This is a genomic window from Bradyrhizobium sp. CCBAU 45394, from assembly GCF_028128655.1.
In the GTDB taxonomy this organism is placed as follows: Bacteria; Pseudomonadota; Alphaproteobacteria; order Rhizobiales; family Xanthobacteraceae; genus Bradyrhizobium; species Bradyrhizobium diazoefficiens.
On record NZ_LBIX01000009.1, the window covers coordinates 173,854 to 199,815 of the forward strand.

At 63.8% G+C, this 25,962-nt stretch carries 29 protein-coding genes; 16 read left to right on the plus strand and 13 right to left on the minus strand.

The features are described from left to right. Positions 1-63: 63 nt before the first annotated feature. The gene (locus WN73_RS06930) at positions 64-1,077 is read right to left on the minus strand and encodes a formamidase (RefSeq protein ID WP_011088885.1); all 1,014 of its coding nucleotides are present in this window, start codon (positions 1,075-1,077) and stop codon (positions 64-66) included. A 197-nt stretch (positions 1,078-1,274) separates the two neighbouring features. Here WN73_RS06930 and WN73_RS06935 point away from each other — a divergent pair, with 197 nt between their 5' ends. The 3 genes from WN73_RS06935 to WN73_RS06945 are packed head-to-tail and all read left to right on the plus strand — an operon-like array spanning position 1,275 to position 5,222. Next, a complete protein-coding gene (locus tag WN73_RS06935; protein WP_028174416.1) occupies positions 1,275-1,943 on the plus strand; it encodes a TetR/AcrR family transcriptional regulator in 669 nt (222 codons plus the stop codon). 8 nt (positions 1,944-1,951) lie between these two features. Beyond that, positions 1,952-3,817, plus strand: coding sequence for an adenine deaminase (locus WN73_RS06940; protein WP_038966716.1), 1,866 nt, complete (start codon positions 1,952-1,954; stop codon positions 3,815-3,817). A gap of 13 nt (positions 3,818-3,830) precedes the next feature. Further along, on the plus strand, positions 3,831-5,222 hold the full coding sequence (locus tag WN73_RS06945; RefSeq protein WP_271552150.1) for an NCS2 family permease: 1,392 nt from the start codon (positions 3,831-3,833) through the stop codon (positions 5,220-5,222). A gap of 8 nt (positions 5,223-5,230) precedes the next feature. Here WN73_RS06945 and WN73_RS06950 read toward each other — a convergent pair whose 3' ends face one another. Next, a complete protein-coding gene (locus WN73_RS06950; protein WP_038966715.1) occupies positions 5,231-5,452 on the minus strand; it encodes a hypothetical protein in 222 nt (73 codons plus the stop codon). A 353-nt stretch (positions 5,453-5,805) separates the two neighbouring features. On the opposite strand from WN73_RS06950, the gene WN73_RS06955 reads away from it, so the two are divergent. Beyond that, on the plus strand, positions 5,806-5,988 hold the full coding sequence (locus WN73_RS06955; RefSeq protein ID WP_025576443.1) for a hypothetical protein: 183 nt from the start codon (positions 5,806-5,808) through the stop codon (positions 5,986-5,988). A 26-nt stretch (positions 5,989-6,014) separates the two neighbouring features. On the opposite strand, the gene WN73_RS06960 is transcribed toward WN73_RS06955, so the two are convergent. The 3 genes from WN73_RS06960 to WN73_RS06970 form a co-directional block, all read right to left on the minus strand. Then, entirely contained in the window at positions 6,015-7,391 is a 1,377-nt protein-coding gene (locus tag WN73_RS06960) for a vWA domain-containing protein (protein WP_161534030.1), read from the minus strand. A gap of 5 nt (positions 7,392-7,396) precedes the next feature. Then, positions 7,397-8,344 (minus strand): AAA family ATPase, encoded by a 948-nt coding sequence (locus WN73_RS06965; RefSeq protein ID WP_027545880.1) that lies wholly within the window; start codon positions 8,342-8,344, stop codon positions 7,397-7,399. Positions 8,345-8,491: 147 nt separating this feature from the next. Next, positions 8,492-8,692, minus strand: coding sequence for a hypothetical protein (locus WN73_RS06970; protein WP_060908362.1), 201 nt, complete (start codon positions 8,690-8,692; stop codon positions 8,492-8,494). Positions 8,693-8,915: 223 nt separating this feature from the next. On the opposite strand from WN73_RS06970, the gene WN73_RS06975 reads away from it, so the two are divergent. Beyond that, complete coding sequence (locus tag WN73_RS06975) at positions 8,916-9,890, plus strand: quinone oxidoreductase family protein (RefSeq protein WP_011088878.1); 975 nt, start codon at positions 8,916-8,918, stop codon at positions 9,888-9,890. A 39-nt stretch (positions 9,891-9,929) separates the two neighbouring features. On the opposite strand, the gene WN73_RS06980 is transcribed toward WN73_RS06975, so the two are convergent. Continuing rightward, on the minus strand, positions 9,930-10,205 hold the full coding sequence (locus tag WN73_RS06980) for a hypothetical protein (RefSeq protein WP_060912630.1): 276 nt from the start codon (positions 10,203-10,205) through the stop codon (positions 9,930-9,932). 101 nt (positions 10,206-10,306) lie between these two features. Beyond that, positions 10,307-10,915: a S24 family peptidase gene (locus WN73_RS06985; RefSeq protein WP_011088876.1), complete on the minus strand. Its 609-nt coding sequence runs from the start codon at positions 10,913-10,915 to the stop codon at positions 10,307-10,309. Between the two features lie 166 nt (positions 10,916-11,081). Between WN73_RS06985 and WN73_RS06990 the strand changes: the two genes are divergently transcribed. Next, a complete protein-coding gene (locus WN73_RS06990; RefSeq protein ID WP_060908359.1) occupies positions 11,082-11,609 on the plus strand; it encodes a GcrA family cell cycle regulator in 528 nt (175 codons plus the stop codon). Between the two features lie 46 nt (positions 11,610-11,655). Beyond that, a complete protein-coding gene (locus WN73_RS06995; protein ID WP_028174424.1) occupies positions 11,656-12,231 on the plus strand; it encodes a hypothetical protein in 576 nt (191 codons plus the stop codon). 50 nt (positions 12,232-12,281) lie between these two features. Here the strand turns inward: WN73_RS06995 and WN73_RS07000 are convergent, their stop codons facing one another. Further along, positions 12,282-12,638 (minus strand): hypothetical protein, encoded by a 357-nt coding sequence (locus WN73_RS07000; protein ID WP_028174425.1) that lies wholly within the window; start codon positions 12,636-12,638, stop codon positions 12,282-12,284. Between the two features lie 196 nt (positions 12,639-12,834). Between WN73_RS07000 and WN73_RS07005 the strand changes: the two genes are divergently transcribed. The 3 genes from WN73_RS07005 to WN73_RS07015 all read left to right on the plus strand — a co-directional run bounded on the left by WN73_RS07005 (position 12,835) and on the right by WN73_RS07015 (position 14,342). After that, a complete protein-coding gene (locus tag WN73_RS07005; RefSeq protein WP_271552151.1) occupies positions 12,835-13,299 on the plus strand; it encodes a hypothetical protein in 465 nt (154 codons plus the stop codon). Positions 13,300-13,676: 377 nt separating this feature from the next. Then, positions 13,677-13,862 (plus strand): hypothetical protein, encoded by a 186-nt coding sequence (locus tag WN73_RS07010; RefSeq protein WP_028174427.1) that lies wholly within the window; start codon positions 13,677-13,679, stop codon positions 13,860-13,862. A gap of 138 nt (positions 13,863-14,000) precedes the next feature. Then, positions 14,001-14,342, plus strand: coding sequence for a phasin (locus tag WN73_RS07015; RefSeq protein ID WP_011088870.1), 342 nt, complete (start codon positions 14,001-14,003; stop codon positions 14,340-14,342). A 194-nt stretch (positions 14,343-14,536) separates the two neighbouring features. On the opposite strand, the gene WN73_RS07020 is transcribed toward WN73_RS07015, so the two are convergent. The 4 genes from WN73_RS07020 to WN73_RS07035 form a co-directional block, all read right to left on the minus strand. Next, complete coding sequence (locus WN73_RS07020; protein ID WP_271552152.1) at positions 14,537-14,851, minus strand: c-type cytochrome; 315 nt, start codon at positions 14,849-14,851, stop codon at positions 14,537-14,539. Positions 14,852-14,888: 37 nt separating this feature from the next. Further along, entirely contained in the window at positions 14,889-15,050 is a 162-nt protein-coding gene (locus WN73_RS07025; RefSeq protein ID WP_156149853.1) for a hypothetical protein, read from the minus strand. 78 nt (positions 15,051-15,128) lie between these two features. Then, positions 15,129-15,959, minus strand: coding sequence for an alpha/beta fold hydrolase (locus tag WN73_RS07030; RefSeq protein ID WP_182872222.1), 831 nt, complete (start codon positions 15,957-15,959; stop codon positions 15,129-15,131). 152 nt (positions 15,960-16,111) lie between these two features. Next, a complete protein-coding gene (locus tag WN73_RS07035; protein WP_271552153.1) occupies positions 16,112-17,905 on the minus strand; it encodes a ShlB/FhaC/HecB family hemolysin secretion/activation protein in 1,794 nt (597 codons plus the stop codon). A 130-nt stretch (positions 17,906-18,035) separates the two neighbouring features. On the opposite strand from WN73_RS07035, the gene WN73_RS07040 reads away from it, so the two are divergent. Together WN73_RS07040 and WN73_RS07045 are read left to right on the plus strand one after the other, a co-directional pair. After that, on the plus strand, positions 18,036-19,253 hold the full coding sequence (locus tag WN73_RS07040) for a FecR family protein (protein WP_271552154.1): 1,218 nt from the start codon (positions 18,036-18,038) through the stop codon (positions 19,251-19,253). 61 nt (positions 19,254-19,314) lie between these two features. Beyond that, on the plus strand, positions 19,315-22,053 hold the full coding sequence (locus tag WN73_RS07045; RefSeq protein ID WP_271552155.1) for an EAL domain-containing protein: 2,739 nt from the start codon (positions 19,315-19,317) through the stop codon (positions 22,051-22,053). Between the two features lie 27 nt (positions 22,054-22,080). Here WN73_RS07045 and WN73_RS07050 read toward each other — a convergent pair whose 3' ends face one another. After that, positions 22,081-22,341: a hypothetical protein gene (locus WN73_RS07050; protein ID WP_028174432.1), complete on the minus strand. Its 261-nt coding sequence runs from the start codon at positions 22,339-22,341 to the stop codon at positions 22,081-22,083. Positions 22,342-22,617: 276 nt separating this feature from the next. On the opposite strand from WN73_RS07050, the gene rocF reads away from it, so the two are divergent. The 4 genes from rocF (at position 22,618) to WN73_RS07070 (ending at position 25,956) form a co-directional block, all read left to right on the plus strand. Further along, positions 22,618-23,595, plus strand: a complete 978-nt coding sequence (gene rocF, locus WN73_RS07055) for an arginase (protein ID WP_011088863.1) — start codon at positions 22,618-22,620, stop codon at positions 23,593-23,595. Between the two features lie 164 nt (positions 23,596-23,759). Next, positions 23,760-25,028, plus strand: coding sequence for a sulfite dehydrogenase (gene soxC, locus WN73_RS07060; protein ID WP_271552156.1), 1,269 nt, complete (start codon positions 23,760-23,762; stop codon positions 25,026-25,028). Continuing rightward, positions 25,015-25,557, plus strand: a complete 543-nt coding sequence (locus WN73_RS07065) for a c-type cytochrome (protein WP_011088861.1) — start codon at positions 25,015-25,017, stop codon at positions 25,555-25,557. The genes soxC and WN73_RS07065 overlap by 14 nt, the downstream gene beginning before the upstream one ends. 114 nt (positions 25,558-25,671) lie before the next feature. Next, entirely contained in the window at positions 25,672-25,956 is a 285-nt protein-coding gene (locus tag WN73_RS07070) for a hypothetical protein (protein ID WP_011088860.1), read from the plus strand. Positions 25,957-25,962: the final 6 nt, after the last annotated feature.

Here is a 25,962-nt window from a genome sequence, read left to right on the forward strand (position 1 = left end):
GTCTCGGGCGTCAAAAGGAGCAACTACCGTGCCAGAATGTCGCGGTCGGAGCCGAAAACGGCTCTATTCCGCCGCCTTCGCCGTCTTGCCGTACATCCGTGTCGGTGCCGGGAAGCCACAGGAACTGCCGTCGGTGACCTTGACCTGGTCTTCCCACGGCAGGCGGAAGGTGCCAGCGACCATGTCCTGCATGAAGGTATAGGGGCAGTCCATCGCGCCGCCTTTCACCGCGACATAGCCGCGGTGCCAGAGCTGGTAGATGTTGTTCTCGACGCCCCAATTGATCCGCGCCTCGCGCACGAGATCGGGCCGCACCTCGGCGGTGATGATCTCGTCGGCGCGACCGGTGGTGCCGTGCGCCAGCACCGCGCCGTCGAAATTGACGATCATGCCTTCGCCCATGGAATCGAACGAGCCATCGCTGCCGCACATGCAGACATTGGCCGTCACCATCAGATTCTGGAACGAATTGGCCTGGTTGGTGAAGCGCCAGGCCTCGCGGATCGGCGCGGTGTAGCCCGCAGTGCGGATCATGATCTCGGCGCCCTTGTAGGCGCATTCCCGCGCCATCTCCGGGAACATGCCGTCATGGCAGATGATCAGCGCGATCCTGGCGCCTTTCGGACCCTCGATCACGGGAATGCCGATGTCGCCGGGCTCCCACGGCTCGACCGGAATCCAGGGATGGAGCTTGCGGTAGTACAGCTTGATCTCGCCGTGGTCGTCGATGATCAGGCCGGAATTATAGGGATTGCCGTGCGGGTTGAACTCCATGATGGAGAAGCAGCCCCAGATCCTGTTGTCGACGCAGGCCTTCTTGAAGGCCGTGACTTCGGGTCCGTCGAGCCGGCACATGATCTCGGGATTGGTGTCCATCGAGAGGCCGTGCAGCGAATATTCGGGGAACACCACCAGATCCATGGTGGAAAGGTTGCGGCGCGCCTTGCCGACCATCCAGACGATACGCTCGGTCTGCCTTGCCAGATCGGCCCGCGTGACGACGTTCGGCAGTTGCAGCTGCACGAGCCCGATGACCACGCCCTCAGGCGATTTGTTCAACCCGCCAAGCCCGTTCATGATCAGCTCCCTTGCTGGAACCAGAGCGCCGCGCCGCTGCGTGCGATCGTTTCGTGGAAGAGCAAATCCGATTTTGGCGACGCGCAAAAGTCCATTTTTCAGGCGGGCGGCCGAGCGTGCCGACGCCCATTGTTGCGGCGCGGCGTGCCTCAAGTCTCGGCTTGACCCTCCAAATCGCCTGATGTCAGACTTCTGACATGAGTACAGCAAAGCGACATATCGCCAGTCTTCGTGACGAATATGCCGAGATGACGCGGCAGCGCATCGTTGCGGCTTTCGTCGAGACGCTGGAGGACGAGGCGGCCGACGACATTTCCATGGCCGCGGTGGCCAAGCGCGCGAAGGTGGCCGAACGAACCATCTATCGGCACTTCAAGACCCGTGCGGAACTGTTTGCTGCGGCCGGCGAGTGGATCGAGGACAACGTCTTCAGCTACATTCCCTTCACCTCGCCTGACGAGCTGCCGGAGATTTTCCGCAAACTGTGCAAGCGGTTCGACCGCCATCCGCATCTGGCGCGCGCCATTGCGATGACGCGGGCCGGCCGCCGGGTGCGCGCCGGCTTCCGGCGGCACCTGATCGACCAGCATCGCAAGGCGATGGCGCCGCTGGTGCGACATCTCCCCGCGAAGGAGGTTCGCCAGGCGGAGGCGCTCGCGTCCTATCTCAACAACGTGCTGGCCTGGAATGCGATGCGCGAGGATTTCGGCATGACCAGCAGCGAGATCGCCGATGCCATCGAGTGGGCGCTCACGACCCTCCTGAAGGATGTCCGGCAGCGCGATGCCGCTGCGGCGCGAGGCGGCAAGGCCGGCAAATCTTCGCGGACGCGGACCACGAGCCGCGAACGTACCGGCGTAGAGTGAGGCAGGTCATGAATGCGATACCCGACGATCTTCTGATCACTGCGCCCGACGAGGTTCGCATCCGCCAGGACCTGGTGCTGACGGCGCTCGGCCACCGGCCGGCCGATCGCTCCTTGCGGGTCGGCAGGCTGCTCGACGTGCACAGCCGTACCTGGAGCGAAGATCAGGAGATCGTCATCAAGGGCCGCCGCATCGCCTGGGTCGGGCCCGCCGGCAGCTATCCGGGCGAGGTCCGCGAGCGGGTGCATCGGCCTGATGTTGCCGCCGTGCCCGGCTTCGGCGAGGTGCACAAGCATATCGAAAGCTCGCATCTGACGCCGGAATGGGAGGCCGCGCTGGTGCTGCCGCATGGCAATACCTGGACCTGCGAGGCAAGCCACGAGTTCTCCAACGTCAACGGTGCGCGCAATCTCGAGTTCTGGTTCGAAGCGCGTCGCCGCGGCTCGCCGCTCAAGATCTTTCCGCAGCCTGGTTCGGCGGTGCCACCCACGGCCTATGAATGGGGTGGCGGCTGGTATGGCCGCGACGAGCAGGCGCGCTTCATGGCCGAGAGCCTGATGGTGACCGGGCTCGACGAGGTCATGGACTGGCCAGCGGTCTGGAATCCCGACAATCCGTCCTACAAGCGGCTCTGGGGCATGATCGAGGCGACATTCGCGGCGCGCGGCGTCGTCGAAGGCCATGCCTCCGGCTTGCGGGATCTGCCCTCTATCAACGCCTTTGCGGCGGCCGGGCTCGCGTCCGACCACGAAGTGCAGACTCCGGAAGAAACCTGGGACAAGCTCACCCGCGGCCTGTTCGTCGAGCTGCGCGTCTATGCCATGGACGAGATCGTCAGATGGCTGCTCGCGAAGGGTTTGCAGGACTGGTCGCAGATCGCGTTCACGACGGATGACCGCAGTGCCAGCCACACGCTCGAGCTCGGCGCCAGCGACCACAATGCGCGGCTCGCGATCGAGGCCGGCCTCGCGCCGGAAATCGCCATCCAGTGTCTCACCATCAATCCGGCGCGCCACATGCGGCTTACGCCGTTCGTCGGCAGCCTGGCTCCAGGCCGTTTCGGCGACGTGGTGCTGCTTTCGGATGTTGGCAAACTCACGATCGCCGAAGTGTGGGCCGACGGCGTCCAAATCTCCGAAGGCGAGCGCTACATCGGCCAAGTGCCCGAGATCGTCTGGCCGGACTGGGCAACGAAGACGGTCAACATCAAGCGCTCGATCAAGCCTCAGGATTTCGAACTGCGAGCCGAGCCCGGCCGTGCCACGATGAAGGCGGCCGTGATCCGTCCCTTCCATTGGCATCCCGAATTCTACACCCTCGAACTGCCGGTGCGTGACGGTGCCGTGCAGCGCGACGAGAGCGAGGCCATCACCAAATTTGCGATCGTCGACCGCTTTTCGGGCGACGGGCGCATCGCAAAGATGTTCTGGCGCGGTTGTGGACCGCGCACGCCGGAGACGGCGGTTGCCTGTTCGGTGGCGCACGACAAGCACAATATCTGGGTGGTCGGCTCCTCAGACGCGGCCATGGCGAAGGCGGTGAACGCGCTTATCGAACTTCAGGGCGGGTGGGCGCTGGTGCGTGAGGGAGAGCTCGTTGCAACTGTGCGCTTCGAGGTCGGCGGGCTGATGAGCTGCCGCTCGGCGCAAGCGCTCGATGCCGAGATGCAGGCGCTCTACGCGGAGGGGCGCAAGGTCGACTGGATGTATGAGCCGACCTACCGGCCACGCTGGTATCCGGGATTCCCCGAGCGGCTGATGTTCGCGACGCTGACCTGCGCGCCCTGGAGCTGGGTGCTGGTGGCGCCGTGTGAGCAGGCGCCGCTCGGCTTCATCAACGTGCAGACCGGCGAAGCGCACCCGGTGATCTGGTAGGGGGGAGGACTGGATGAACGAGATGACGAAGCCGCAAGCCGCCTCCGCAGAGCCGGCGCCGCGCGCAGCCGCCGGACTGCTCGATCGCATCTTTGGCCTCACCGAGCGTGGCACGAGTGTCGGCCGCGAGGTGATGGCCGGCGCGACCACGTTCGCTGCGATGGCCTATATCATCGCCGTGAACCCGGCGATCATGTCCAACGCCGGAATGGATCGTGGCGATCTGGTCAGCGCCACGGCACTCGCCGCGATTTTCGCTTCGATGATGATGGGGCTGTGGGCCAATCTGCCGCTCGCGGTTGCGCCGGCTATGGGGTCGAACGTCATCTTCACCTATGTCATCGTCAAGCAGATGGGCATGCCTTGGCAAGGTGCGCTCGCCATGGTCGCCTTCACCGGCGTTCTGTTCCTGATCCTCAGCCTGTCGAAGCTGCGCGAGAAAGTCGCGAAGGATGTGCCGGAAGCGCTGAAGATCGGCATCCAGGCGGCCGTCGGCACGCTCATCGTCTTCATTGCGTTGCGCGGCGCCGGCTTCGTGGTCCAGAACCCGTCGACCTACATCGCGATGGGATCGCTGCGCGGCCCGCCGGTGCTGTTGACGCTGTTTGGCCTCCTGCTCACGCCGGTGCTGGTGGCGCGCCGGGTTCCGGCGGCGCTGATGCTGTCGATCGCGGTACTCACCCTGATCGGCTTCTTCGTTCCCGGCGGCAACGGCAAGATGGTGACGTCGGTGCCTTCGGCGATCATGTCATGGCCCCGCTGGCCGAGCAGCACGTTCATGGCGCTCGATTTCGGCTATCTCTTCAGCCATTTCGTCGTCGCGCTGCCGCTGCTGTTCTATTTCCTGTGTGCCGAATTCTTCTCGACGCTTGGCACGCTGATCGGCGTGACGGGCGCCGCCAACCTGCGCAAGCCCGATGGCTCGATCCCGAACGCCACCGCTGCGTTTGCCACCGATGCGACGGCATCCATCGTCGGCCCGCTGCTCGGCACCTCCGTCGTCACGGCGTACATCGAGTCCATCACCGGCGTGCAGGCCGGCGGCCGAACGGGGCTGACTTCGCTGACCGTTGCGGGGCTCTTCTTCCTTGCGCTGTTCTTCTGGCCGATCTTCGTCATCATCCCGCCGCAAGCGACTGCGCCCGCGCTGGTGCTCGTCGGTGTGCTGATGATGCAGGGGCTTGCCCGCATCGACATGACCGATCTCGGCAACGCGGTTCCGATCGTGCTGACGCTGCTCGTCACCGTTCTGACCAATAACCTCATCAACGGAATGGCCCTGGGAACGCTGAGCTACATCGCCCTGGAAGTGACAGTCGGCCGGCGGTCGCAGATTCCGGCGATGGTGTGGGGGCTCGGCGCCGTGTTCATCGCTTACGCGATCGTGATCGCCCAGATCTTTTGATGCTCGCCCTACGCCGCGAGATCCAGCAATTTGCACGATCCGCGCACCAGCGCCTTGCGGCCGGCCGGTGTCATCGCGGGCGCGCCGTCATCGACGACGACAAGGCCGAGCTTGACGAGGCTTTCGACGACATAAGCCTTCGCGAGGCGACCATTCGACACCGGATTGCGAAGCGCCTTCAGTGCTTCCCACTGGTCGGGTGAAAGATCGAAGTCGAAATCGTTGCTCATATTGCCTCAAGCGATCGTACCGTTCGCGCGCCTCTGTTAACGGCGCTGCATGAAGACCATGCGACGACAATGAGTCGGGAATTCGGTGAGCTGCTTGGAACATCTCTTCACGAATTGCCGCACTTCGTTGCGCCACAAGAGTTAAGATCGTTCGCGCACGACTATCGTCCCGACCTGCGATCACTAATTGATGATTGGCTGTTGATCGTGTGGTGAAAGCTACCGCAGTGCACGGCAAGCATTGCTGTCCCATTCTGCGTCGCAATATGCACAGAAATCGTGAGGCGAGGGGTACGGGACTCTGCTAGGTTGATTCGCAGGGGATTGGCTTCACACAACTGGAGTGTGAGTGCATGAACAGGCTGGTGGAAATTCGCAGTCAGGAATTCCTGTGCCGGGAGCGCGCCGCGCTGGATTCGGAGCGCCGGATGTTCTGGCTCGCGCAGGCCCAGGAATGGGAGCAGCGCGCGCTCGACGAAATCGCCTATCACTTTCGAGAGTGCAACCTCGTCCAGGCCGAGTTGGCTGCCGCCTGACGCCAGACGACGGACGTGATCCCCGTCTACTGATAAGTCGCCACGATATCGGACACTGCGCGCTCGAGCTGGTGCGCGGTGGCGCATTGGCGCACCACGCTGCAAAAGGTCGCATAGCGGGGCATCTCCGAATCGCCAAAACCCCAGGCGAGCCGCCCCTCGGGATTGAGCCAGACCAGCCGCTTCGAGCGCTCGGAGATCCGGCGCAGGATGTCGGCGCGCGGATCGAGATTGTTGCTGCGGGCATCGCCGAGCACGATCACCGTGGTCTGCGGCGTCAGCGCGCTCATGAAATCCTTCTCGAAATCGACCAGCGACGAGCCGTAGTCGGATGAGCCGAAGCCGACTTTGGACATGATCTCGGCCATCGCCTCTTCCGGCGACTTCGATTCCAGAATGTCGCTGACCTCGATCAGATGTGAGGAGAAGGCGAAGGAGCGGACGTCGTCGACCACCTCGTGCAGCGAGTGGATCAGGAGCAGGAAGAAATCGGAGACCTGCGCGACCGAGCCGGAGACGTCGCAGAGCGCGACGATTTTCGGCCGGTCGCGATGCTTGCGCTTCCACGCCGTGAGGAAGGGCACACCACCCCAGGCCGCATTGCGGCGCAGCGTGCGGCGGACGTCGAGATGCCCGCGGCGCTGGCGCTTGCGCGGCTTGGAATAGCGCTCGCGCAGGCGGCGCGCGATCTGGCGGATGAGGGCGCGCATCTCGGCGACCTGGCGCCGCTCGATCCGCGCAAGCGGCGCGTTGCGCAGGATCTCGTTGCGCAGGTTTTCGGCCTCTTCGCGAGCATAGAGCGCAAGCCCCTGGGAGACGGTGTCGCGGACCGCTTCGCGCAAGGCGTCGAGCGCGGCGCGCAGGCGCTCGGCCAGCGCGGGATTGGTTGCGGTCAGCTCATCGAGTTCGTCGCGCAGGCGCTGCAGGCCCATGGCGTCGAGGATGCGGCTGGAGAAGATGCCGCGCTGCGTGGAATAGCGGATGTCGGACAGGGACGCGGCGCCGGCCCCGCTGGCGATCGCTGCCGCGATCGCATTGCGATCCTGCGACAGCAGCATCTGCGCGAGCGCGCCTAGTCCCTCCTGCGGCGAACCGCCGCCCGCATCACTGGACGCGCTGGAAGAGGGGGCTTGATCCGTCTCCTGCGACGCATCCTCGTCGGTGCCTTCGGGCTGCTCCTGCCGCGGCTCCGGCTGGCTGAAGAACAGATCAAAGCAGTCGCCGAGCGCGAGTTTCTCGTCCTGCGATTTGGCGAGCGTCAGAAGCAGGGTGTCGCGCAGGATGGTTCGGTCTGAAAAGCCGACCTGCGCGACCGCGCGCATCGCGTCGATGCTTTCGGCGGGCGAGACGTGTACGCCCGCGCCACGTGCGGCCCGAAAGAAACGATGGATGTTCTCGCGCATCGGCGTCAACCGAAGACGTTGGATCGTGCTGCCTTGGCAATGAAGGTCGTGACCTGGGGCTGGGCCGCCTCGATATCGGCTTCGTATTTCAGGAGCACGTTAAGCGTGTCCTTGACGATCTCCGTGTCGAGCTCGGAGGCCTGAAGCAGCACCAGCACGCGCGCCCAGTCGATGGTCTCGCTGACCGAGGGCAGCTTCTTCAAATCCAGCGAGCGGATCTCGTGGATGAACCCGACCATCTGCCGGCGCAGCGTCTGCGAGATGCCGGGCACGCGGCTCTCGACGATGCGCTCCTCCAGCCGCTGCTCGGGGAAGCCGATATGCAGATGCAGGCAGCGCCGCTTCAGGGCATCGCCCAAGTCGCGCTCGCTGTTGGAGGTGAGGATCACGGTCGGTGGTGTAATGGCGGAGACGGTGCCGAGCTCGGGGATCGTGACCTGGAAGTCGGACAGGATTTCCAGCAGCAGCGATTCAAACTCGGCGTCCGACTTGTCGATCTCGTCGATCAGCAGCACGCAGCCGCCGGGCTGCTCGAGCGCCTGGAGCAGCGGCCGCGGCTCGACGAACTCCTTGGAGAAGAACACGTCGCCGAAATCGTGGAGCTGATCGAGCGCAGCGTGCAACGTCTGCGCGCCGCCGAGGACCTCGCCGAGCTTGTCTTTGAGGATCTGCGTATAGAGAAGCTGCTTGGCGTATTTCCATTCATAGAGCGCCTTGGCCTCATCAAGGCCCTCGTAGCATTGCAGGCGGATCATCTTCATGCCGCGCCAGGCGGCGATCGCCTTGGCAAGCTCGGTCTTGCCGACGCCTGCAGGGCCCTCGACCAGGATCGGCTTCTCGATCTGCTGCGACAAATAGACGGCGGTCGCGATCTGCCGGCTGGCAATATAGCCTTGCGCGGCGAGGCCGCTCTCCACTGCCTCGATCGCGGTCGAGGGCTTCTGTTCAGCCACGAATTGGCGCTCCCAAAGGTCTTGCTTGAGGCTTGTTCTGCCTGCGTTCCGGGCAAAGAACAAGTCTCGTTTGGGAGACATCAGACCCGCGTGAACGGCGTTTTTTCCGCTTAACGCAAATACTTGAGCGGTCTGCCGATCGCGCGGTCAGTGCCGCAGCAGCGCCGGCTTCCGGATCGTCTGCCGGACCTCGGCGCCGCAATCGGCGCATTCATAGACGAAGTCGATCTTGGCAAGGCTCCAATGCGGTTCGACCTCGCGCACATACATCGGCAGGAACCCTATGCACGTGGGGCAAATCACAGGCGCGATCTCGATATCCTGATGATGCTGTACATAAGCTGGCATCTCGGCTCTCCTTCGCAGGCGACCACCAAACCCCGCGCAAAAGCTACTGCCGGTTGCCCCGGAGCCGTCATCAACTCTTTCGAACAGAGGCGGAACGGCGCGCGTTTGTCGTTTGCTGTGATATTCTTGTTACGTCTCTGTACTGTAACGGGCAGATCAAATGCCTATTTCACAGGCCGATCCGGTTCTCGGACCCTCACTGCAACGATAAGGGAGCAACCCCATGACGCATGCCATTCGCTTTCACAAGACCGGCGGGCCGGAAGTCCTGGTCTGGGAGGAGGTCAGTGTTGGCAAGCCCGGACCGGGCGAAGCGCGTATCCGCCACACCGCCGTGGGTCTCAACTTCGTCGACATCTACAACCGTTCGGGTCTTTATCCGGCGCAGCTGCCGAGCGGGCTCGGCAGCGAGGCGGCGGGCATCGTCGAGGAGATCGGCCCGGGTGTCACCGATCTGAAGCCGGGCGATCGCGTCGCCTATGGCGCCTCGCCGCTTGGCGCCTATTCCGAGGCGCGGCTGATCCCCGCCGATCGTCTGCTGAAGTTGCCTGACGGCGTCGACGACAAGACGGCGGCGGCGATGATGCTGAAGGGGCTGACGACGCAATATCTGATCCGGCAGACCTATCGGGTGAAAGCCGGCGACACGATCCTGCTCCATGCCGCGGCCGGTGGTGTTGGCCTGATCCTGAGCCAGTGGGCCAAGCATCTCGGCGCGACCGTGATCGGCACCGTCAGCAACGACGAGAAGGCAAAGCTGGCCAAGGCGCATGGCTGCGACCATGTCATCATCTACACGCGCGAGGATTTCGTGAAGCGCGTCGACGAGATCACGGGCGGCAAGAAGGTGCCGGTGGTCTACGACTCCGTCGGCAAGGATACGTTCCTGAAATCGCTGGACTGCCTCGCACCGCTCGGCGTCGCTGCGCTGTTCGGCCAGTCCTCCGGTGCGGTCGAGCCGCTCAATCTCGGCCTGCTCGCCCAGAAGGGCTCGCTCTACGTCACCCGTCCGACGCTGTTCACCTATGCCGCCAAGCGCGAGAGCCTGGTGGCGATGGCGGGCGAGCTGTTCGACGTCGTCAAGTCCGGCGCGGTCAAGATCGAGGTCCACCAGACCTATCCGCTGAAGGACGCGGCCAAGGCGCATGCCGATCTCGCCGCGCGCAAGACGACGGGATCGACCGTGCTCCTGGTGTGATGTTCTGCCCGACGCTGACGCGGACCGCCCGGGCCCGCGTCACGTCCGTTCGTGCTTGCGCAGGTCGCGGGCGTGATCGAGGCGGCTTGCGTGGAGGTCGACATCTCCAGGCGGAACGTGGGGAAGGGTGGCCTCGGCCAGGATGGCCTCGGTGACGTCCTCGACCGAGTTCTCCGCGATCTCGTGGATGAACGAGATGTTCCGGTATTCACCCGAGGCCACACGGGAGATGACCTCGCGTCTCGTGATTTCAGGGTCGACGACCGCCTCGCGGCCGCGCCGCCCGTAGTCGATCATCACGACGAAATACTGCATGGAACGATCCTGCCGCGCCCCGACGGTCGGGAGCACGGCAGAGTATTTCCGAAAAGCAGAATTAAGTCAAGTTCGATTTCTAAAAATCAGAAATCGGTAGCCTACTTGCCCTTCTTGCGGGGGCGCGCCGACTTGGCGCGCAGCCGTTCGAGCTGACCCTTGGGCATGGAGAGGCAGATCTCCCCGACCCAGTCGAGCTTGACGCCGACGATCGGCTTGGCGTTGAAGCTGTTGAGATTGACGACGGAAGGGGATTTGCCCCGCTCGATGGTCTTCAAATAGCGTTCGCCGGTCTTGAGCCGGACTACGGCCTCTTCGCCGTAGAAGCTCGACAGCGGATGACGCTGGTCCTTGTAGACCACGATCACGTCGCCACTCTCGTATTTGGGCAGCATCGAATCGCCCACGATCTCGAATGCAATCGTCTCTTCCATGATCGGGAACGGCAGCGCGATGTCGCCGAGCCCCTCCGGGGGAACCTGCTCATAATCCGGCTCAATCACGGCGCCGGCGCCCACGCGCCCCATGATCGGCGCGAGATTGAGCTCGAGATATTCCATGATCGGAATGATCTCCGAGGCCTTCACCAGGCGCTCGCCGCCAAGAATCTCCGAGACCGCGCCGGGGCGCACGCCCATGGCTGCCGCCAGGCCGCCCTTGCTTTTACCTGTCTTTTCCAGGCCCCGCTCGATCATCGCAACGTCCAACATGGTGATTCCCTCGATTGTCCATCGTCTCGCCTCTTGTAATCCGAAATTCGGAATTGATGCAATTATGAATATCAGAATTCCGCCTTGACTCTCGCTTCGGAATACCGGAATGTGTGTTTCGCCTCCCGGTCGTGCGATCGGAGGGGGTGCATCACAGGACAGCAGCATGGAACCGGGTCATTGGCCGTCGGAGCACTCCGACGCGCTTCGCGACTATTTTCTCAAGGGAATGTCTTATGCGGAGATCGGAAGACAGATTAACGCAAGGTTTGGAACGGCTTACACGCGCAGCGCAGTCGCCGGCCGCGCCAAGCGGCTCGGACTCGCTGCGCCGCAATGGGTGATGAGCCCGTCGATCGCGCCGTCTCTGCCGGGCGAGGCCGGTCTGCTCTCGCCGCGCCGGCCGGCGCTACTGAATCTGCCGCCGAAGTCCGCACTGAAGCCGGCCGCGCAGGTCAAGTTGCGCTGTGTCGGCGTCCAGCCGCGCCTTGTCCAGCTGGTCGAACTTGCGAAGGCCGACTGCCGCTACCCCTATGGCGGCGACAAGGACGGGGAGGAGATCGCCTTCTGCGGCCACCCGTGCCAGCCGCGCTCCAGCTATTGCGCGCCGCATGCGCGCCTGACGCGCCGCTCCGGGGCTGCCTCCGCCCGTGTCGCGGGTCCCGTCGTGCTGAGGCTGGTCTCCGCCGCCTGAAAGTGCGCTCAGCCGTTCAATCGTCAATCTTGCAAGGAGTATCCGAGTGGGACGTGTCCGACGCAACAGATCCTACAAACTGGCACAGATCTACGACCGGAGGTCGCGCGAGGTGCCATTCAATGCGGAAGTGGCAGAGGTCGAGGTCGACAATCCGCTGGCGCTCGATCCCGGCGAGAAGATTATGGCGATCCGGTCGATCCGCAGCGATCCGCTCGGCCGTCTGCACTCGCACCACCAGATCGACGAGGCTCAATACCGCGGCGGGCGCGCCTTCCAGAACGATTGGGAGCGGGCGGAGCGGGGGCCTCAGGCCATGGACCCAACCCGCGAATATGTCGATGGCGCCCGCTCACGCGAGCCCGTCACCGAGAGCCAGCGGCAGGCGGTGCTGCGGCTGAACCGGGTCGAGCGCGAACTCGGCACCGACGGCGCCGCGCTGGTGCACGACGTGCTGGTCCTGGGTCTGACCATGGATCAGATCGGGCAGCGTCGCGCCGTCCGTACGCAGCGCTGGAACGACTATTTTGCGCGGCGGTTTCGCGAATGCCTGGACCGGCTGGCACTGATCTACGGCTTTGCGACGGAGGCCGGGACACAGCGTGCAGACCAGCGCAGATGATCGCGGCACGCCGGCGGTCTCGGCCGCCGGCGTGCCGGTCTGCCTGCTGCTTACGGATGCGGTACAATCTGGTAAGGCGTCGTGTAGGGCTCGACACGGAGCGAGGCGTTGGCCAAAAGCCCGATCCTGGCGGTCGGCGCCTGCTGCAATTCGCCGTTCGGGCCGCGATGCACGTTGTATTGCCAGACGGTGAGGTCACCCTTCTGCGCCAGCGCGTGCGCAATCGCGCTCGCATCATTGCCGCCGAGCGCCTGAAGCTCCTCCGCCGACAGTCCGACGACGATTTCGTCCTTGATGGTCACGATCTTGAACAGATTCATCTTGGTCTCCTGCGCCCATGCGCCTTGTATCGAGAGGGTGAGAAGCGCAACCGCGGCGCCCTTGATGAGATCGCAGCGAGAAAGCATGCCGTCGTCCTTTGGTGCTGAGGCGCGCCCGAATCGGTTGAATCCGTCAGCCATGGCGCCCGTGATCTGCGTGGCCGTATCGCAACGCTTGGTCGTCCGATCTTGAACAGCGGTTCATCGGCAGAAACATGTCGGAAGCGATGAACCTTGAAGCGAACAGGCGAGTCCAAGCCGAAGGCTCAAGGGGATACGTCAGATGAAATTCGCCGCAACTGTTTGCCTTCTCGTGTCTGTCGGTGCCGCAGGCGCCGCTGCGGCGGCAGATCCCTTCTACATCGGAAGCTGGACATTCACGGCTGCCGTGGTCGCGCCATGGGCCGATCCGCAACGCAAGCCCGACGACACCGAGCGGGCACGTCTGATGGGCAAGACAGTCGTCCTGAAGGCGAAAGAAATCTCGGGACCGCGCCCCTTTGCCTGCGCCAAGCCGCAGTACAAGGTGACGGATTATGGCCCCGACATGATCTTCCAGGGCGCATTCGACGAGATGCGACGTGCCGACAAGAAGGCCGATCCCAAGGCGCTTGCCGCCTCGCTCGGCTTCGCTGGCGCCCCGATCCGGACTTTGGAGACCGGCTGCGAGATCGACGTTCATTTCGTCGGCGATACAACCGCCGAGGTGGGACTCAACAATTACGTGTATACGCTCAAGAAGCGTTAGATCGCCTCCGTCAATGCCCATTCACGCCGGAAACAAGGCGAAATGCTGCGCAGGTTGACAGCGATCAGGGCCGTGTGCGTGACTGATGCCGCTTCTTGACGCAGGTGGGTGACGACGGTCCATATTCCTGTTATCCGGAATTGCGGTAGTGCGATGCAGACGAAGCATCGCTAGGCCGCTGGTCGGGCTTGCCGGAAGGGTTGTTTCTTGGCATAACTACAACCTGTTCGGTTGAGCCCGCCCGTTCGGATATGTAGTTGAGCGTGCTAACCCGCCGGGGCCCCCTTGGCCGAAAGTTCGTCCTCACCATGGCGGTGTTCGGCTCTCGAGTGGGACGATGTCGGATCAGGAAGGCCGATGCTGGTCATAGGTGCGAGATGAAGAACCTCAATTTCGCGGCTGAACTGCACCTCAAGCTCGGCGCGCCGGCGAGCGGCACTGTCGAAAGCCTGCGCCTGCTCCGTGCTTTTTTGAAGCTCGCGCCTCGCCAGCGTTTCGAGGTCATCAAGCTCGTTGAAGACCTCGCCACCGAAGAAGTCCTTCCCGAACACCCCCTGTCCTGAGCTGGACCGCGCATCTTACGCCTTTTCCTTGATTTTCCTGCCCGAGCCGGGCCGCCGGGGACGTTTGCCCCGGGGGCGCCGCTGGAAGGTGGTCCGGCAAGTGTGGTATTCAGCTAAGAAAAAGGGAGGAGTGCGACCATGATCGAACCGAAAATCGAAGTTCCGGCCGAACTGCGCGACCTAGCCGAAAAGACGATCGACCAGGCGGAACAGGCATTCGGCATGTTTTTCGATGCCGCCACCAAATCGATGTCATCCGTTCCGGGAGCAGGGACGGAGGTGTCAAAGCAGGCGCTCGCTTTTACCGAGCAGAACATGAAGTCGGCGTTCGAGCACGCGCGCAAGCTTGTTCATGCCACCGACCTTCAGGAAGCGATGCGAATCCAGTCCGACTTCCTGCGTAGCCAGTTCACCAGCGCCGGAGACCACATGCGCCAGATGACCGGCAGTCTCATGCAGCCGGGCAAGGGCAAATCCTGATTCCTGGTTTGCGCGCTGCGTGCCTACAAATTGATCTTGCGCAGCATTGAGATCCGCATTTCGATGCTGGTGCAGGTCCATGATGGGCCACCGAATGGTTTCTCATTCGCCGTCCATCATCCTTTCTGCTGATCCCTGTCGGTCCTCCGGCAGGGATTTGCATTTTGCGACAAGTGTCGCGACTGGCCGGCGCTCTATGGACGCAGTGATCCGATATAGGCCGCGAGGTCGCCGGCTTCGGTCCTGCTCAAGGGAAAGCTCGGCATCTTCGGATGCGGGTCGAGCAGGAAGAAGGCGAGCTTCTCCGAACTGAAGTCCGGCCGGCGCGCAACGGATGCAAAGGAAGGGACGTCGGCGCTGGCTACCGCCTGGCCATTGGCCACGACATGGCAACTTGCGCACCAGCGCTTGGCGAGGTCGGCACCGTGACCGGCATCGGCGGCGAGAGCGGACGAGGAACTCGAGGCTACGGCAAGTACCAGGCAAATTCCTCTCAAATGCAGGAGCATCGGGCAACCCTCGTGCGTTCGCTTGCAGCCACTGTGCTCATCCGCAGCACGAGCCCGGAAATTGGGAGAGATCGATGCGGGCGATGATCGACCGCAGCAGCCTGCGGGTCGAACGATACAGATGCCGCACGAATCCAGGCGTCCTTGTCGCGGGCAGGCCCAGCCGTTTCGTATCAAGGCTTTCGATGTAGTGCGACACGTGCCTCTCCGAGATTGTGAGACCCTGTCTATCGGGGCCGGCCCGGAGCCGCCTTGATCTGCCGCAAGGCGTCCCCGGCTAATAGTCGCCGGGGTTCATGATCATCGGACTTTTCGTGTCGGCCGGGGCGAGCGCGCTGCTGGCGCTGTCGCGCAGGAAGCGGTCGAGCGTCGCCTGGATCTTCTCCTTGACCGCGTCGGGCCCGCGATCGCTCATCTCGGTGTGCTGCGCACCGGTGTGGACGATGTCGATGCCGCGCGCCTTGGCCTCTTCCGGCGTCGGCAGCACGCCCGGGTCGGTCAGGAAATGCGGATCCTTCGAGCGGAACGACAGGATCTTCAAGTTGTCGCTGAGCACGAAAGGCACCCGAAGATTGTCGAGCGTGATCACTTTCGACACCAGCTCCGGGTGCTGATGGGCGACATACATGGACACGTCGCCGCCGTTGGAATGGCCGACGAGGGTGATGTGGTCGTAGTCGGCGTTCTCCTGCCGCCTCTTCAGTTCGCCCAGGGCGAAGAGGATGTTGGCCTCGCAGCGGATATAGACTTCACGCCGGCCGACATATTGCTGGCCGACATGGGTCATTAGCGGCGGATCGCTGGGCAGGTCCTGCTGGATGCTGGCAACGAGATAGCCGCGCGCCGCGAGCGCGTTGGCGAGGAAGGAATACTCGGTGGCCTTGACGGTATTGCCGTTGCTGATGATGGCGAGCGGCAGCTTCCAGAGACCGAGATTGGCTTTGGTCTCGTAGTCGCGCCGCACCGCGATATCGACCGAGATCGGCCGCTGGCGCGAGGCATCGAACAGGGTCAAAAGCTCATGGCGGATCGCAAACCGGCTGACGACGAAATATTCGCCGACGCCGAGGGCGCAAAGAAACGCCAGAATTGCAAACACCCTCTTCATGGTTCCGTCCCAATCACTTTCGACTGAAAATGGTCACTGCAAGCGCCCGGATCGAGCGATCGTGAGCAGGTTACGGGATTAAATTTAGGCAAGTCTGTGCGCAAGGCCGCAAAAGGGCCGCATGCCGGGTACGCGGCATGAGGGCTTTGCAGCTAGAGGCAGCCGCTCCTGCCGCGTTCGGGGCAGAGCCGGAATGCGCTCGACAGCGTGAACAGGAAACGCGGGCTGCGGCGCTCGTTGTCCGGTGCGCGGTAGCTCAAGGGGACGGCCACGCCGAGATCGGCCTGGAGATCCCACAGGAAGAACCGTGCGCCGGCTCCGGCTGATGTCAGCGACAGGCCGTCGCTCAGGCGGTAGCCGTCGTTCCAGACTGCGCCGGCGTCGCCGAAGGCGTAGAGCTGGTAGCCGGTCCAGTAGCGGAAATTGAGCTTCTGGTCGAAACGCAACTCGAGCGAGCCGGCAAGACCGTTGTCGCCGCTGATCTCGGCTGCGCCGTAGCCCCGGCCGAAGGCCGCGCCGCCGAGATAGAACTGCTGCGAGGTGAACAGCGGCCGCGATGCCGTCTGGCTTGCCGCCGAGAGCTTGAGCGACCAGGTGTCGTTGAGCGTCTGGTAGCGCGTGAACCAGAGATTCAGCACCGAGAAGTTCGATGACGCACCGTCGCGCGACAACAGATCGTCGTCGAAATGCGATGCGCCGAAGACGTCGAGGCCCTGACGGTAGGTCAGCGTCGCGAAATTGGTACCGCCGAAGCGATCCTGGAGCCGATAGTCGGCGGTCAGGCTCGCGGTCCGGATATGGTCGTTGTACCAGGGACCGTAAAGGTCATGCTCGGACACGTTGCTGAAGGTCCCAGCCAAGGTAAGCGTCAGTGCCGACGATTGCGACATGAAGGGCACGGTGCTTGCCCGCACCTCGAAAGCTTCGGTCGTGGTGATGTCGCTGTCGAGGCGGCGGGCGTCGCCTGGCCGGACCGCACTGTAGAGGACGGACGCGCCGAGGCGCACGCCGTCGACGCCGACGGGTGCGTCATAGGACAGCCGCGCAAAGCCGAGCTCGCGCGGGTCGTTGGCAATGGTCGACAGGTTGACCGCCAGCGTATCGCCGGGCGTGAGGTAGGAGTTGAACGCGCCGGTCGCATAGGTCTGCCAGGGGCCGACCGAGGACGAGCCGAGATTGTCCAGGCCGAACGATGTGAACACGTGCCACGTCTTCAAATAGACGGTGAGGCGGAAGCGGCCGGTCGCACCGCCGATCTCCTCCAACGCGGTATCGATGATCCGGACACCCGGCCTGCCGTTGATGAGGAAAAGCTGGCGTTCGAGCGTTGCCAGGCGCGATGGCTGCTCGGCCAGAACCGGTCCGAGCATCGGCCTCACGCCGAACTGCTCGGCGCCATCGCCTTTCAGATCGGCCTGGACAATGGCGCCCTCGATCACCTGAATCCGGACCATGCCGTCGGCGATGTCCTGCGGCGGCACGACGGCCCGGCTCAGATGGAAGCCGTCGGCGCGGTAGAGGTCGCTGATCGCGCCGGCGATCGCGGCGAGATCCGACTGCGAGACCTTCTTGCCGAGATAAGGCTGATAGACCGCGGCGATGCGGTCGCGAGAGATGGCGTGGGCGCCGCTGACCTTGAGACCGCGCAGCACGAACTGAGGCTTGGTATCGCCACCGGTGTTGGCCTGGCCGACCGTCGGTAGCTTGACCGGAGGCCGGCTCAGTGTTTCCCGCTCGGTTTGGTTTTCAAAGTATTTCTCGGGCTGGCGCGGATCAAAACCCGGCTGGTTCGCCTGTTGTGCGAATGATTGCGGACTTCCCGCAAAAAGCGGTACCAGCAACGCCAATGTGGTAGCGAAATGCCGCTTCTCAACGCGCGCAGCAAACCTCTCTCCGTAATTTGACGGAGCGATCGCCACGGGGCGGTAAGGGTTCGTTAGCCGCATGATTTTTCATAGGTTTTTATGGTCAATGAATGGTTAATGCGGCAGTTCCACTGACCTCTTCCTGCTAATCCTCTCTTGAGTGATTTCGAATACCCCTCAGGCCCGGACGTAACGCGGACTGAGGATCGTGATGCTCGGCAGAATTGGAATGCGGTGCGCCTTCGCGGCGGCGCTGATCCTGGGAATGGCTTCCGGTGCACTCGCGGCGGAGGATGGCGTCTGGTCGGTCAGCAAAGCCGCCGGCGAGGTCTGGGTCGCCACCAACGGCGCGCAGCAGGTGTCGTTGAATCAGCAGGAGGCGCTCAAGCCCGGCGATACCATTCGCACCGGACGTACCGGACGCGTGCTGCTTGTCCGCGGCGAGGAAACGATACTGATATCTCCCAACTCGGTGGTCGGCTTGCCGGCCGAGAAGAAGGAAGGTCTCTCGACCACGATCATCCAGCAGTCAGGTTCGATCCTGCTCGAGGTGGAGAAGCGTAACGTCAAGCATTTCGAGGTCGAGACGCCCTACCTCGCCGCCGTGGTCAAGGGAACGCAGTTCAGCGTCACCGTGAATGCGGGCAGCACCAGGGTCGGCGTGCTCCGCGGCCAGGTCGAAGTCTCAGACTTCAAGACGGGACAGATCGCTCAGGTCATGCCCGGACAAGCGGCCACGGCCTTTGAGCATGGCAAGCCCGGCCTCAGCCTGAGCGGCGCGGGGACGTTCAATCCGATCGAACATGGCAAGCCGCGCGCCTCGACGATCGAGCGAATTCCTGTGCCGAAATCGGGATTGTCGGCGCCGCGCAACGCGGCGAGCGGCCATGCGATCCATGCGCTGGGTCCGATCGACAAGGGGACCAAGGCGGCTGGCGGTCAGGCGCCCAAAGGCGGCGTCGTGCGCATCTCCAGCTCGCTCGGCGAGGTCAAGCTGAACGTCCACAAGGTCACGCATGGGCTCGCCCACGGTGCAATTGCGCCGGGGCACGTGCGCAACGCCAACGCCAGCACCGGTACCGAGACGGTCTGGAGCGACACGAAGGCGAGCACCACGACCACAGCCGCCAACAGCTCCACCGTAACGGCGGTCACCGTCAGCAGCAGTGTATCTGCTGCCAGTGCCACATCTTCGTCGTCAAGTGCGACGACGACCGTTGCGACCACTGCCGGGTCGACCGGCGATGTGTCCGGAGGAAGCTCTGGGAGCGGAAGCAACGGGACTGGCGCGACCAGCAATGGAAGCGGTGGCACCGGCAATAATGGCAACAACGGCAACGGGAACAGCGGGAACGGGAATAGCGGCAACAACGGTGACGGCAGTCATGGCCACCACTACGGTTGGTATTGGGGCAGGGGCCATCACTAGGACCGTGTCGTCGGCATAGGGGAGCGCCTGGCGGCAGGTACCGCCGGTGCAGGGGAACAAAGTGAAACGCCATCGGCCGCATATTCTTGTCGTGATCGCGCTGGCGGTCGTGCTGTCCACGGGATGGCATGGCGCGCTGCGCAATGCGCTCACCGATCTGCGGTTTGCCTGGCAATCGCGTGCCGCAAGCGGCAATGTCGTCGTGGTGTCCATCGACGCGCCCTCGATCGACCAGATCGGGGTGTGGCCCTGGCCGCGCCGGCTCCACGCAGAGCTGTTGCACAAACTCGAAAGCGCCGGCGCGCAGGAGGTGGCTTTCGATGTCGATTTCAGCACGCCCTCGGAGCCGGCCTCCGACGAGGCGTTCGTCAAGGCGCTTCGGGAGGTCGGCGGCTCGACGATCCTGCCGTCCTTCAAGCAGCCGGCGCCGAATGGTGGCCCAGCTCACGTCAATCGCCCCCTGAAGCCGTTCAGCAACCAGTCGTGGCCGGCCGTCGTCAATGTCGCGGTCGAATCCGACGGGCTCGTTCGCCGTTATCCGGTCGGCGAGAGGCTCGGCGACGCCTTTATGCCGTCGATGGCCATCGTGCTGGCTGGGCAGGACGCCAATCGGCGATCCTCCTTCCTGATCGACTTCAGTATTCGGGCGGCCTCCATTCCGCGTGTCTCCTTTGTCGACGTGCTGCATGGCGATACCGCGACACTCGACAAGCTCAGAGACAAGAAGATCATCGTCGGTGCGACCGCGCTCGAGCTGGGCGACCGGTTCAGCGTTCCGAATGGCGGCATCGTCTCGGGGCCCGTCCTCCAGGCGCTGGCGGCGGAATCGATCCTCCAGCACCGGATGCTGCGCTGGACGTCCGATGCCGGCATGATCCTCGGCCTGGGTGTGATCTGCCTGCTCATGATGTATTCGTGGCGCCGCTTCGCATCGGGATATCGCGTTGCGGTCCTCATCGCGGCCGGAGCGGCGGTCGAGCTGACCGCGGCCCTCGTGCAGGCAAGATGGCCCTTCGTCGTTGACACATCGCTATTCCACATCGCGATCATCGCTTATCTGACGGCGATCGCGCTGGACGAGATCGATTTCCGCGGTCTCCTGGGACGCATCGCCGAGAGCCGCTTTCATCGCATCGCCATGTCGCTCGGCGACGGTCTCGTCTGCACCGACGAGGATCACCGGATCACGGTCTGGAATCCCGGCGCGAGCGTGATCTTCGGCTACATGCCGGCCGAGATCATCGGCCGCCCGTTCGACACGCTGTGCGCCGTGCCGACGGACGGCGACGCAAGGCCGTCCATGCGCGATGCCGCACGCCAGGCGCTCCTCGTGCCCGGCGGGGCGGTCGTCGTCGAGTTCGAGGGCCGGCGCAAGAACGGTGAAACCTTCCCCGTCGAAGCGAGCTTCTCGGGCTGGCAGGGAACGGACGGTTTCCAGTATGGAGCGATCCTGCGCGACATCTCGGTCCGCAAGCGCGAGGTCGAACGCGTCAGATATCTCGCCGAACACGACGCGCTGACGGGTCTTGCCAACCGCAACATGCTGCATGCCGGCCTTACCGGTCTGATCGCCGCGGCGGAGCGGCGGTCTTCCGACGTCGCACTGCTCGTGCTGGGGCTCGACGGCTTCCAGCAGATCAACAACATGCTTGGACATTCGGCCGGCGACCTCGTGCTGCAGTCCGTCGCCGAGCGGCTCCGGACCGAAATCGCTGGTAAGGCGGTGGTCGCCCGGCTCAGCGGCGACGAATTCGCCATCGCACTTGATTGTGCGGAGGCTGGCGAGCCGATTGTGGCGTTCGCCGAGCGGATCGCGCGCGCGTTCGAAGCGCCGCTTGTAACGGGCACACGGCAGCACCGAGTCCGGATCAGCATCGGCGTTGCCGTCTATCCCGACGGTGGACACAACGCGGACGACCTCCTGAGCAACGGCCATCTCGCGCTGAGCCGCGCCAAGGCGACGCGACGCGGCAGCCACGTGATCTTCGAGAGTGCGATCAGGCAGGAATTGCAGAACCGTCTGACGCTTGAGAGCGAACTGGCGCTTGCCGCGGATCGCGGCGAATTCGAACTGTTCTACCAGCCGCAGGTTCGCCTGGTCGACGGCGGCCTGGTCGGGGCTGAAGCGCTCATCCGTTGGCGGCATCCCGTGCGCGGCTACGTCTCCCCCGGGGAGTTCATGCCGGTGGTCAATACCTCAGCGCTGTCCGAGCGGATCGCGAACTGGGTGATGGAGACGGCCTGCCGGCAGGCGCGTGCGTGGGAATTGTCCGGCAACAGCGTGCGCGTCGCGATCAACCTCTCGCCGTCGCAGCTACAATCCGGCGATCTCGCGCATGCGGCTGCGGCCTTGCTCGGCGCAACAGGGCTGACGCCGGCGCTGCTCGAGCTCGAAGTCACCGAAGATATCCTGCTCCATGACGAGGGCCGCGTGCTCGACATGTTCAAGCGGATCCAGGAGCTCGGCGTCCGCGTCCTGTTCGATGACTTCGGCACCGGCTACGCAAGCCTGAGCTATCTGAAGAAATTTCCGCTCGACGGGCTCAAGATCGACCGGTCGTTCGTGCTCGATCTGCTCGCCGATTCCGACGATGCCGCGATCGTCAGTTCGACCATCGGCCTCAGCAAGCAGCTCGGGCTCACCGTCGTGGCCGAGGGCATCGAGAACCGTGCCACGGCCGACTTCCTGGTCAGCATGGGATGCGAGGAAGGGCAGGGCTATTTCTTCGGCCGACCGATGCCCGCGGATGCGTTCGAACGGCAGTTCCTGACGCGGCCCCGATCCGTCACCGCTGCCTAGCTGACTCACGCCACGCAAGCTTCATTGCTAACGCCGGCGGGCGATGGCAACCCCGAACAGGAAGGCGACGAACAGGCTCGCGAGCGGCGCTTCACGTGTGATTGCGGCGACCGTCGCGAGCGGTTTACCCGGCTTTCGAGCTTCGTCGATGACATGCGTCAAGCGGTCGACAGCGGCGCGCAAGCCTCCCGCGACCTCGCCGATCGTGTGGGAGACGTCGGCCGCGGCGTCGATGGCGCGCTCGGCCATGCCGGGCTGGGACGGGGGCTGCGGAATTTCGGTGCTCAAATTCGTAAACTCCGCTCTGACGAGGTGAATGAGGCCGGCACCTTTGGCTATCCGCGCGAGCGCTCGTTTTGAACAGCGGGTCCGAAGACCTTTGGCTATCCGCGACAGGCGCCGTAATGTACGGCGGGTGCCGGCCTTGCAGGGGAAATGCGGCGCGCTGGATTTTGTTCCGGGACGGCTTCCCGCGCGGCGTCTTTTCACCGGGAAATACCCGTGAAACGACGGGGACGAATCTCTGTTAGGCTGGCACGATCTTGAGGATGTCAGGAGACTGCCGTGACCGATCGGACCATGCCGGATCGAGCCCGGCGCATCGCCTTGCTCGGCGCGCCCATCGATATGGGGGCCTCGCAGCGCGGCACCCTGATGGGCCCGCCGGCGCTGCGCACCGCCGGCCTTGCGACGCTGCTCGAGAGCCTGGACTTCGAGGTCGTCGATTACGGCGATCTTTCGGTGGCCGAGGTCAGGGACCTCGCTGACAGGCCGCCCGAAAAAGCCAATCATTACCGCGAAATCCAGCGCTGGACACGCGTGCTGAGCCGCAGAGGTTACGAGATCGCGAAAACCGGTGCGCTTCCGATCTTCCTCGGCGGCGATCACACGCTGTCGATGGGCTCGGTCAATGCCATGGCGCGCCATTGGCAGGAGCGCGGACGCGAGCTGTTCGTGCTCTGGCTCGATGCGCATGCCGACTACAATACGCCGGAGACGACGATCACGGCGAACATGCATGGCATGTCGGCCGCGTTTCTGTGTGGCGAGCCGGGCCTCGACGGCCTGCTCGGCGATGACCCGCGTGCGTCGATCGATCCTGACAGGCTCGATCTGTTCGGCGCGCGGTCGATCGACAAGCTCGAAAAGGAGCTGATGCGCGCACGCCGGATCAGGGTTGTCGACATGCGCCAGATCGACGAGTTCGGCGTCGCCGTGCTGATCCGCCGTGTGATCGAGCGGGTCAAGGCGAGCAATGGCGTGCTGCATGTCAGCTTCGATGTCGATTTCCTCGATCCATGCGTGGCGCCCGGGGTCGGAACCACGGTGCCGGGCGGAGCGACCTATCGCGAGGCACATCTGATCATGGAGCTGCTGCACGATTCCGGCGTGGTGGGGTCGGTCGACATCGTTGAGCTCAATCCATTCCTGGACGAACGTGGTCGAACCGCGCGGACCGCGGTCGAGCTGATCGGCAGCCTGTTCGGGCAGCAGATCACCGACCGGCCGACGCCAAGCAATGCGATCGCGCCGGGCGAGTGAATCGGGCGGCCGGCGATTGTGCGCTGCAAGGAAAGGAACTGCTGTTGTTGCCGGGCGATTTAGATCAACGCTGATCGAAATCGCCTGCTTTTGAAATAGCTGCGAATTGCAAATGCCGTCGTCAGAATGTTTGATGCGGTCTCAGCGCCAGCCGGGGGCCCGCAATGAGCAGCACGACACATGCCGACGATGATCCCGTGACGACCACTCGTCGTCGCTTCCTGACTGCCGGCTCGGCCGCGGTCGGCGGCGCCGTTCTCGGCACAAGCACTGCTGCTGCGGAGACCGACAATCTTCCGCCCAATGTTCCCGAATGGATGAAGGCACCGGGCGAGCCGACGGGAGGTCAGCTCTATGGTGTGCCATCGCCCTTCGAGAAGGGCGTCGTCAAGAACATCTCGAGGGCTCTCAAGCAATACATCTCGGCGTCCAGCCGGACGCCCTTGCAGGAGCTCGACGGCATCATTACGCCGAACGGGCTGTTCTATGAGCGGCATCATGGCGGCGTCCCGACCATCGATCCGGCGCAGCACCGGTTGATGCTCCACGGCCTTGTCGAAAGACCCCTGATCTTCACCATCGACGATCTGCGGCGCTTCCCGTCAGAGTCACGCATCCACTTTCTCGAATGCTCCGGCAATCCCGGTTACACCAAGCCGTATGGCAAGACGGCATCGGATCTCGTCGGCCTGGTGAGCTGCGCGGAATGGACCGGCGTCAGCCTTAAGCTGGTGCTTCAGGAGGCGGGGCTGAAGCCGGAGGCCAAATGGGTGGTTGCCGAGGGGGCCGACGCGGCCGCGCTGACGCGCAGCATTCCGATCGAGAAATGCCTCGAGGACGCCATGCTGGTCTACAGCCAGAACGGCGAGCGGCTGCGACCGCAGCAAGGGTATCCGCTGCGATTGTTCCTGCCGGGCTTCGAAGGCAACATGAGCGTGAAATGGCTGCGCCGCCTGCATGTGACTGCCGAGCCCGTGTATTCGCGTGAGGAGACTTCGAAATACACCGATCTCCTGCCCGACGGCACGGCGCGGGAGTTCTCCTTCTACATGGAAGCGAAGTCGATCATCACCCGTCCCTCCGGCGGTCAGCGTCTGAGCGCGCCCGGCTTCCACGAGGTCACCGGCATCGCCTGGAGCGGGCACGGCAAGATCGCCCGCGTCGAGGTGTCCGTCGACGACGGGAGGAGCTGGCAGGACGCGCGATTGCAAGAGCCGGTGCTGACGCGTGCGCTGACACGCTTCCGTTTGCCGTGGCAATGGGACGGCAAGCCCGCGGTGATCCAGAGCCGCGCCATTGACGAGACCGGCTATGTGCAGCCGACGCTGGCCGAACTGCTCGCAGTGCGCGGCGAGAATTATTTCTACCACAACAATGCGATCTGGCCCTGGCTCATCGCGGCGGACGGCGAGGTGACCAATGCGCTGGCGTGAGATTTGCGGCATCGCATTAGCAATCATGCTGTGCACCTTTGGGAGCGTTGCGCAGGCGCAAAGCCCTTATGGCATCGGTCGGCCGGCGACGTCCGCCGAGATCGCGGGTTGGAATATCGATATCGGGCGCGACGGCAGCAATCTGCCGAACGGGAGTGGTTCAGTCAGCCGTGGCCGTGAAGTGTTCGCTCAACAATGCGCCTCGTGTCACGGCGAAAAAGGCGAGGGCGGCTTGGGTGATCGGCTCGCCGGCGGGCAAGGTACGATCGGAACAGCCAGGCCCATTCGCACCGTCGGCAGCTATTGGCCTTATGCGCCGACGCTGTTTGATTATATCCGTCGCGCCATGCCGCAGAACGCGCCGCAATCGCTAAGCGATGAGGATGTCTATGCGGTATCGGCCTATGTCCTGAACCTGAACGGGCTAGTGGGAGCGGACGCGACGCTCGACGCGAAATTGCTTGCGGCCGTGAAGATGCCGAACCGCGACAGGTTTGTCGGCGATGCGCGGCCCGACGTCAAAAAGTGAACGCGCGCGGGGGACGAGGTTCCCTGCGTTGGCTTGGAACTTGCTTCGGCGAAGGCGGAACTCGCGGGACGTCATTGAATTAACCTGCGAGAGGAAAAAAGCACGGATCCTTCGATGGCAGCTGATCGCTTCGCTAACTCCATGTCCAAGGCGCTTCGCCATCCCGGCGTGATCGCGTTGATCGTGGCCGCCTTGACGATTGCTGCGATGCTGGTCGTGGATCATGGGCCGTGGAGCCGGGCCAAGACGCAGCCGGCCCATGTCGCGATGTATGCAACCACGGGCGAGGCTGCACACGCCGCCGGCGCCAAGGTGCTTCCCACCGAACCGAAATCGCCGGTCGAGCCGGAGCGGCCGGGGCCGAAGACGTCCCCGACCGTCAATCCCGTGACGCCGTAGTCCCCG

What these genes read in the sequence shown, in the direction of transcription:
- WN73_RS07040 (WP_271552154.1), top strand. Translation starts at nt 18,036, where the DNA reads ATGCTCGGCAGAATTGGAATGCGGTGCGCCTTCGCGGCGGCGCTGATC.
- WN73_RS06980 (WP_060912630.1), bottom strand. Translation starts at nt 10,205, where the DNA reads ATGCAGTATTTCGTCGTGATGATCGACTACGGGCGGCGCGGCCGCGAG.
- WN73_RS07070 (WP_011088860.1), top strand. Translation starts at nt 25,672, where the DNA reads ATGGCAGCTGATCGCTTCGCTAACTCCATGTCCAAGGCGCTTCGCCAT.
- WN73_RS06930 (WP_011088885.1), bottom strand. Translation starts at nt 1,077, where the DNA reads ATGAACGGGCTTGGCGGGTTGAACAAATCGCCTGAGGGCGTGGTCATC.
- WN73_RS06970 (WP_060908362.1), bottom strand. Translation starts at nt 8,692, where the DNA reads ATGCCAGCTTATGTACAGCATCATCAGGATATCGAGATCGCGCCTGTG.
- WN73_RS06955 (WP_025576443.1), top strand. Translation starts at nt 5,806, where the DNA reads ATGAACAGGCTGGTGGAAATTCGCAGTCAGGAATTCCTGTGCCGGGAG.
- WN73_RS07020 (WP_271552152.1), bottom strand. Translation starts at nt 14,851, where the DNA reads ATGCTCCTGCATTTGAGAGGAATTTGCCTGGTACTTGCCGTAGCCTCG.
- WN73_RS06990 (WP_060908359.1), top strand. Translation starts at nt 11,082, where the DNA reads ATGGAACCGGGTCATTGGCCGTCGGAGCACTCCGACGCGCTTCGCGAC.
- WN73_RS06945 (WP_271552150.1), top strand. Translation starts at nt 3,831, where the DNA reads ATGAACGAGATGACGAAGCCGCAAGCCGCCTCCGCAGAGCCGGCGCCG.
- WN73_RS06950 (WP_038966715.1), bottom strand. Translation starts at nt 5,452, where the DNA reads ATGAGCAACGATTTCGACTTCGATCTTTCACCCGACCAGTGGGAAGCA.
- WN73_RS07035 (WP_271552153.1), bottom strand. Translation starts at nt 17,905, where the DNA reads ATGCGGCTAACGAACCCTTACCGCCCCGTGGCGATCGCTCCGTCAAAT.
- WN73_RS06940 (WP_038966716.1), top strand. Translation starts at nt 1,952, where the DNA reads ATGAATGCGATACCCGACGATCTTCTGATCACTGCGCCCGACGAGGTT.
- WN73_RS07010 (WP_028174427.1), top strand. Translation starts at nt 13,677, where the DNA reads ATGAAGAACCTCAATTTCGCGGCTGAACTGCACCTCAAGCTCGGCGCG.
- WN73_RS06935 (WP_028174416.1), top strand. Translation starts at nt 1,275, where the DNA reads ATGAGTACAGCAAAGCGACATATCGCCAGTCTTCGTGACGAATATGCC.
- WN73_RS06975 (WP_011088878.1), top strand. Translation starts at nt 8,916, where the DNA reads ATGACGCATGCCATTCGCTTTCACAAGACCGGCGGGCCGGAAGTCCTG.
- WN73_RS07005 (WP_271552151.1), top strand. Translation starts at nt 12,835, where the DNA reads ATGAAATTCGCCGCAACTGTTTGCCTTCTCGTGTCTGTCGGTGCCGCA.
- WN73_RS06960 (WP_161534030.1), bottom strand. Translation starts at nt 7,391, where the DNA reads ATGCGCGAGAACATCCATCGTTTCTTTCGGGCCGCACGTGGCGCGGGC.
- soxC (WP_271552156.1), top strand. Translation starts at nt 23,760, where the DNA reads ATGAGCAGCACGACACATGCCGACGATGATCCCGTGACGACCACTCGT.
- WN73_RS07030 (WP_182872222.1), bottom strand. Translation starts at nt 15,959, where the DNA reads ATGAAGAGGGTGTTTGCAATTCTGGCGTTTCTTTGCGCCCTCGGCGTC.
- WN73_RS07000 (WP_028174425.1), bottom strand. Translation starts at nt 12,638, where the DNA reads ATGCTTTCTCGCTGCGATCTCATCAAGGGCGCCGCGGTTGCGCTTCTC.
- WN73_RS07015 (WP_011088870.1), top strand. Translation starts at nt 14,001, where the DNA reads ATGATCGAACCGAAAATCGAAGTTCCGGCCGAACTGCGCGACCTAGCC.
- WN73_RS06985 (WP_011088876.1), bottom strand. Translation starts at nt 10,915, where the DNA reads ATGTTGGACGTTGCGATGATCGAGCGGGGCCTGGAAAAGACAGGTAAA.
- WN73_RS07065 (WP_011088861.1), top strand. Translation starts at nt 25,015, where the DNA reads ATGCGCTGGCGTGAGATTTGCGGCATCGCATTAGCAATCATGCTGTGC.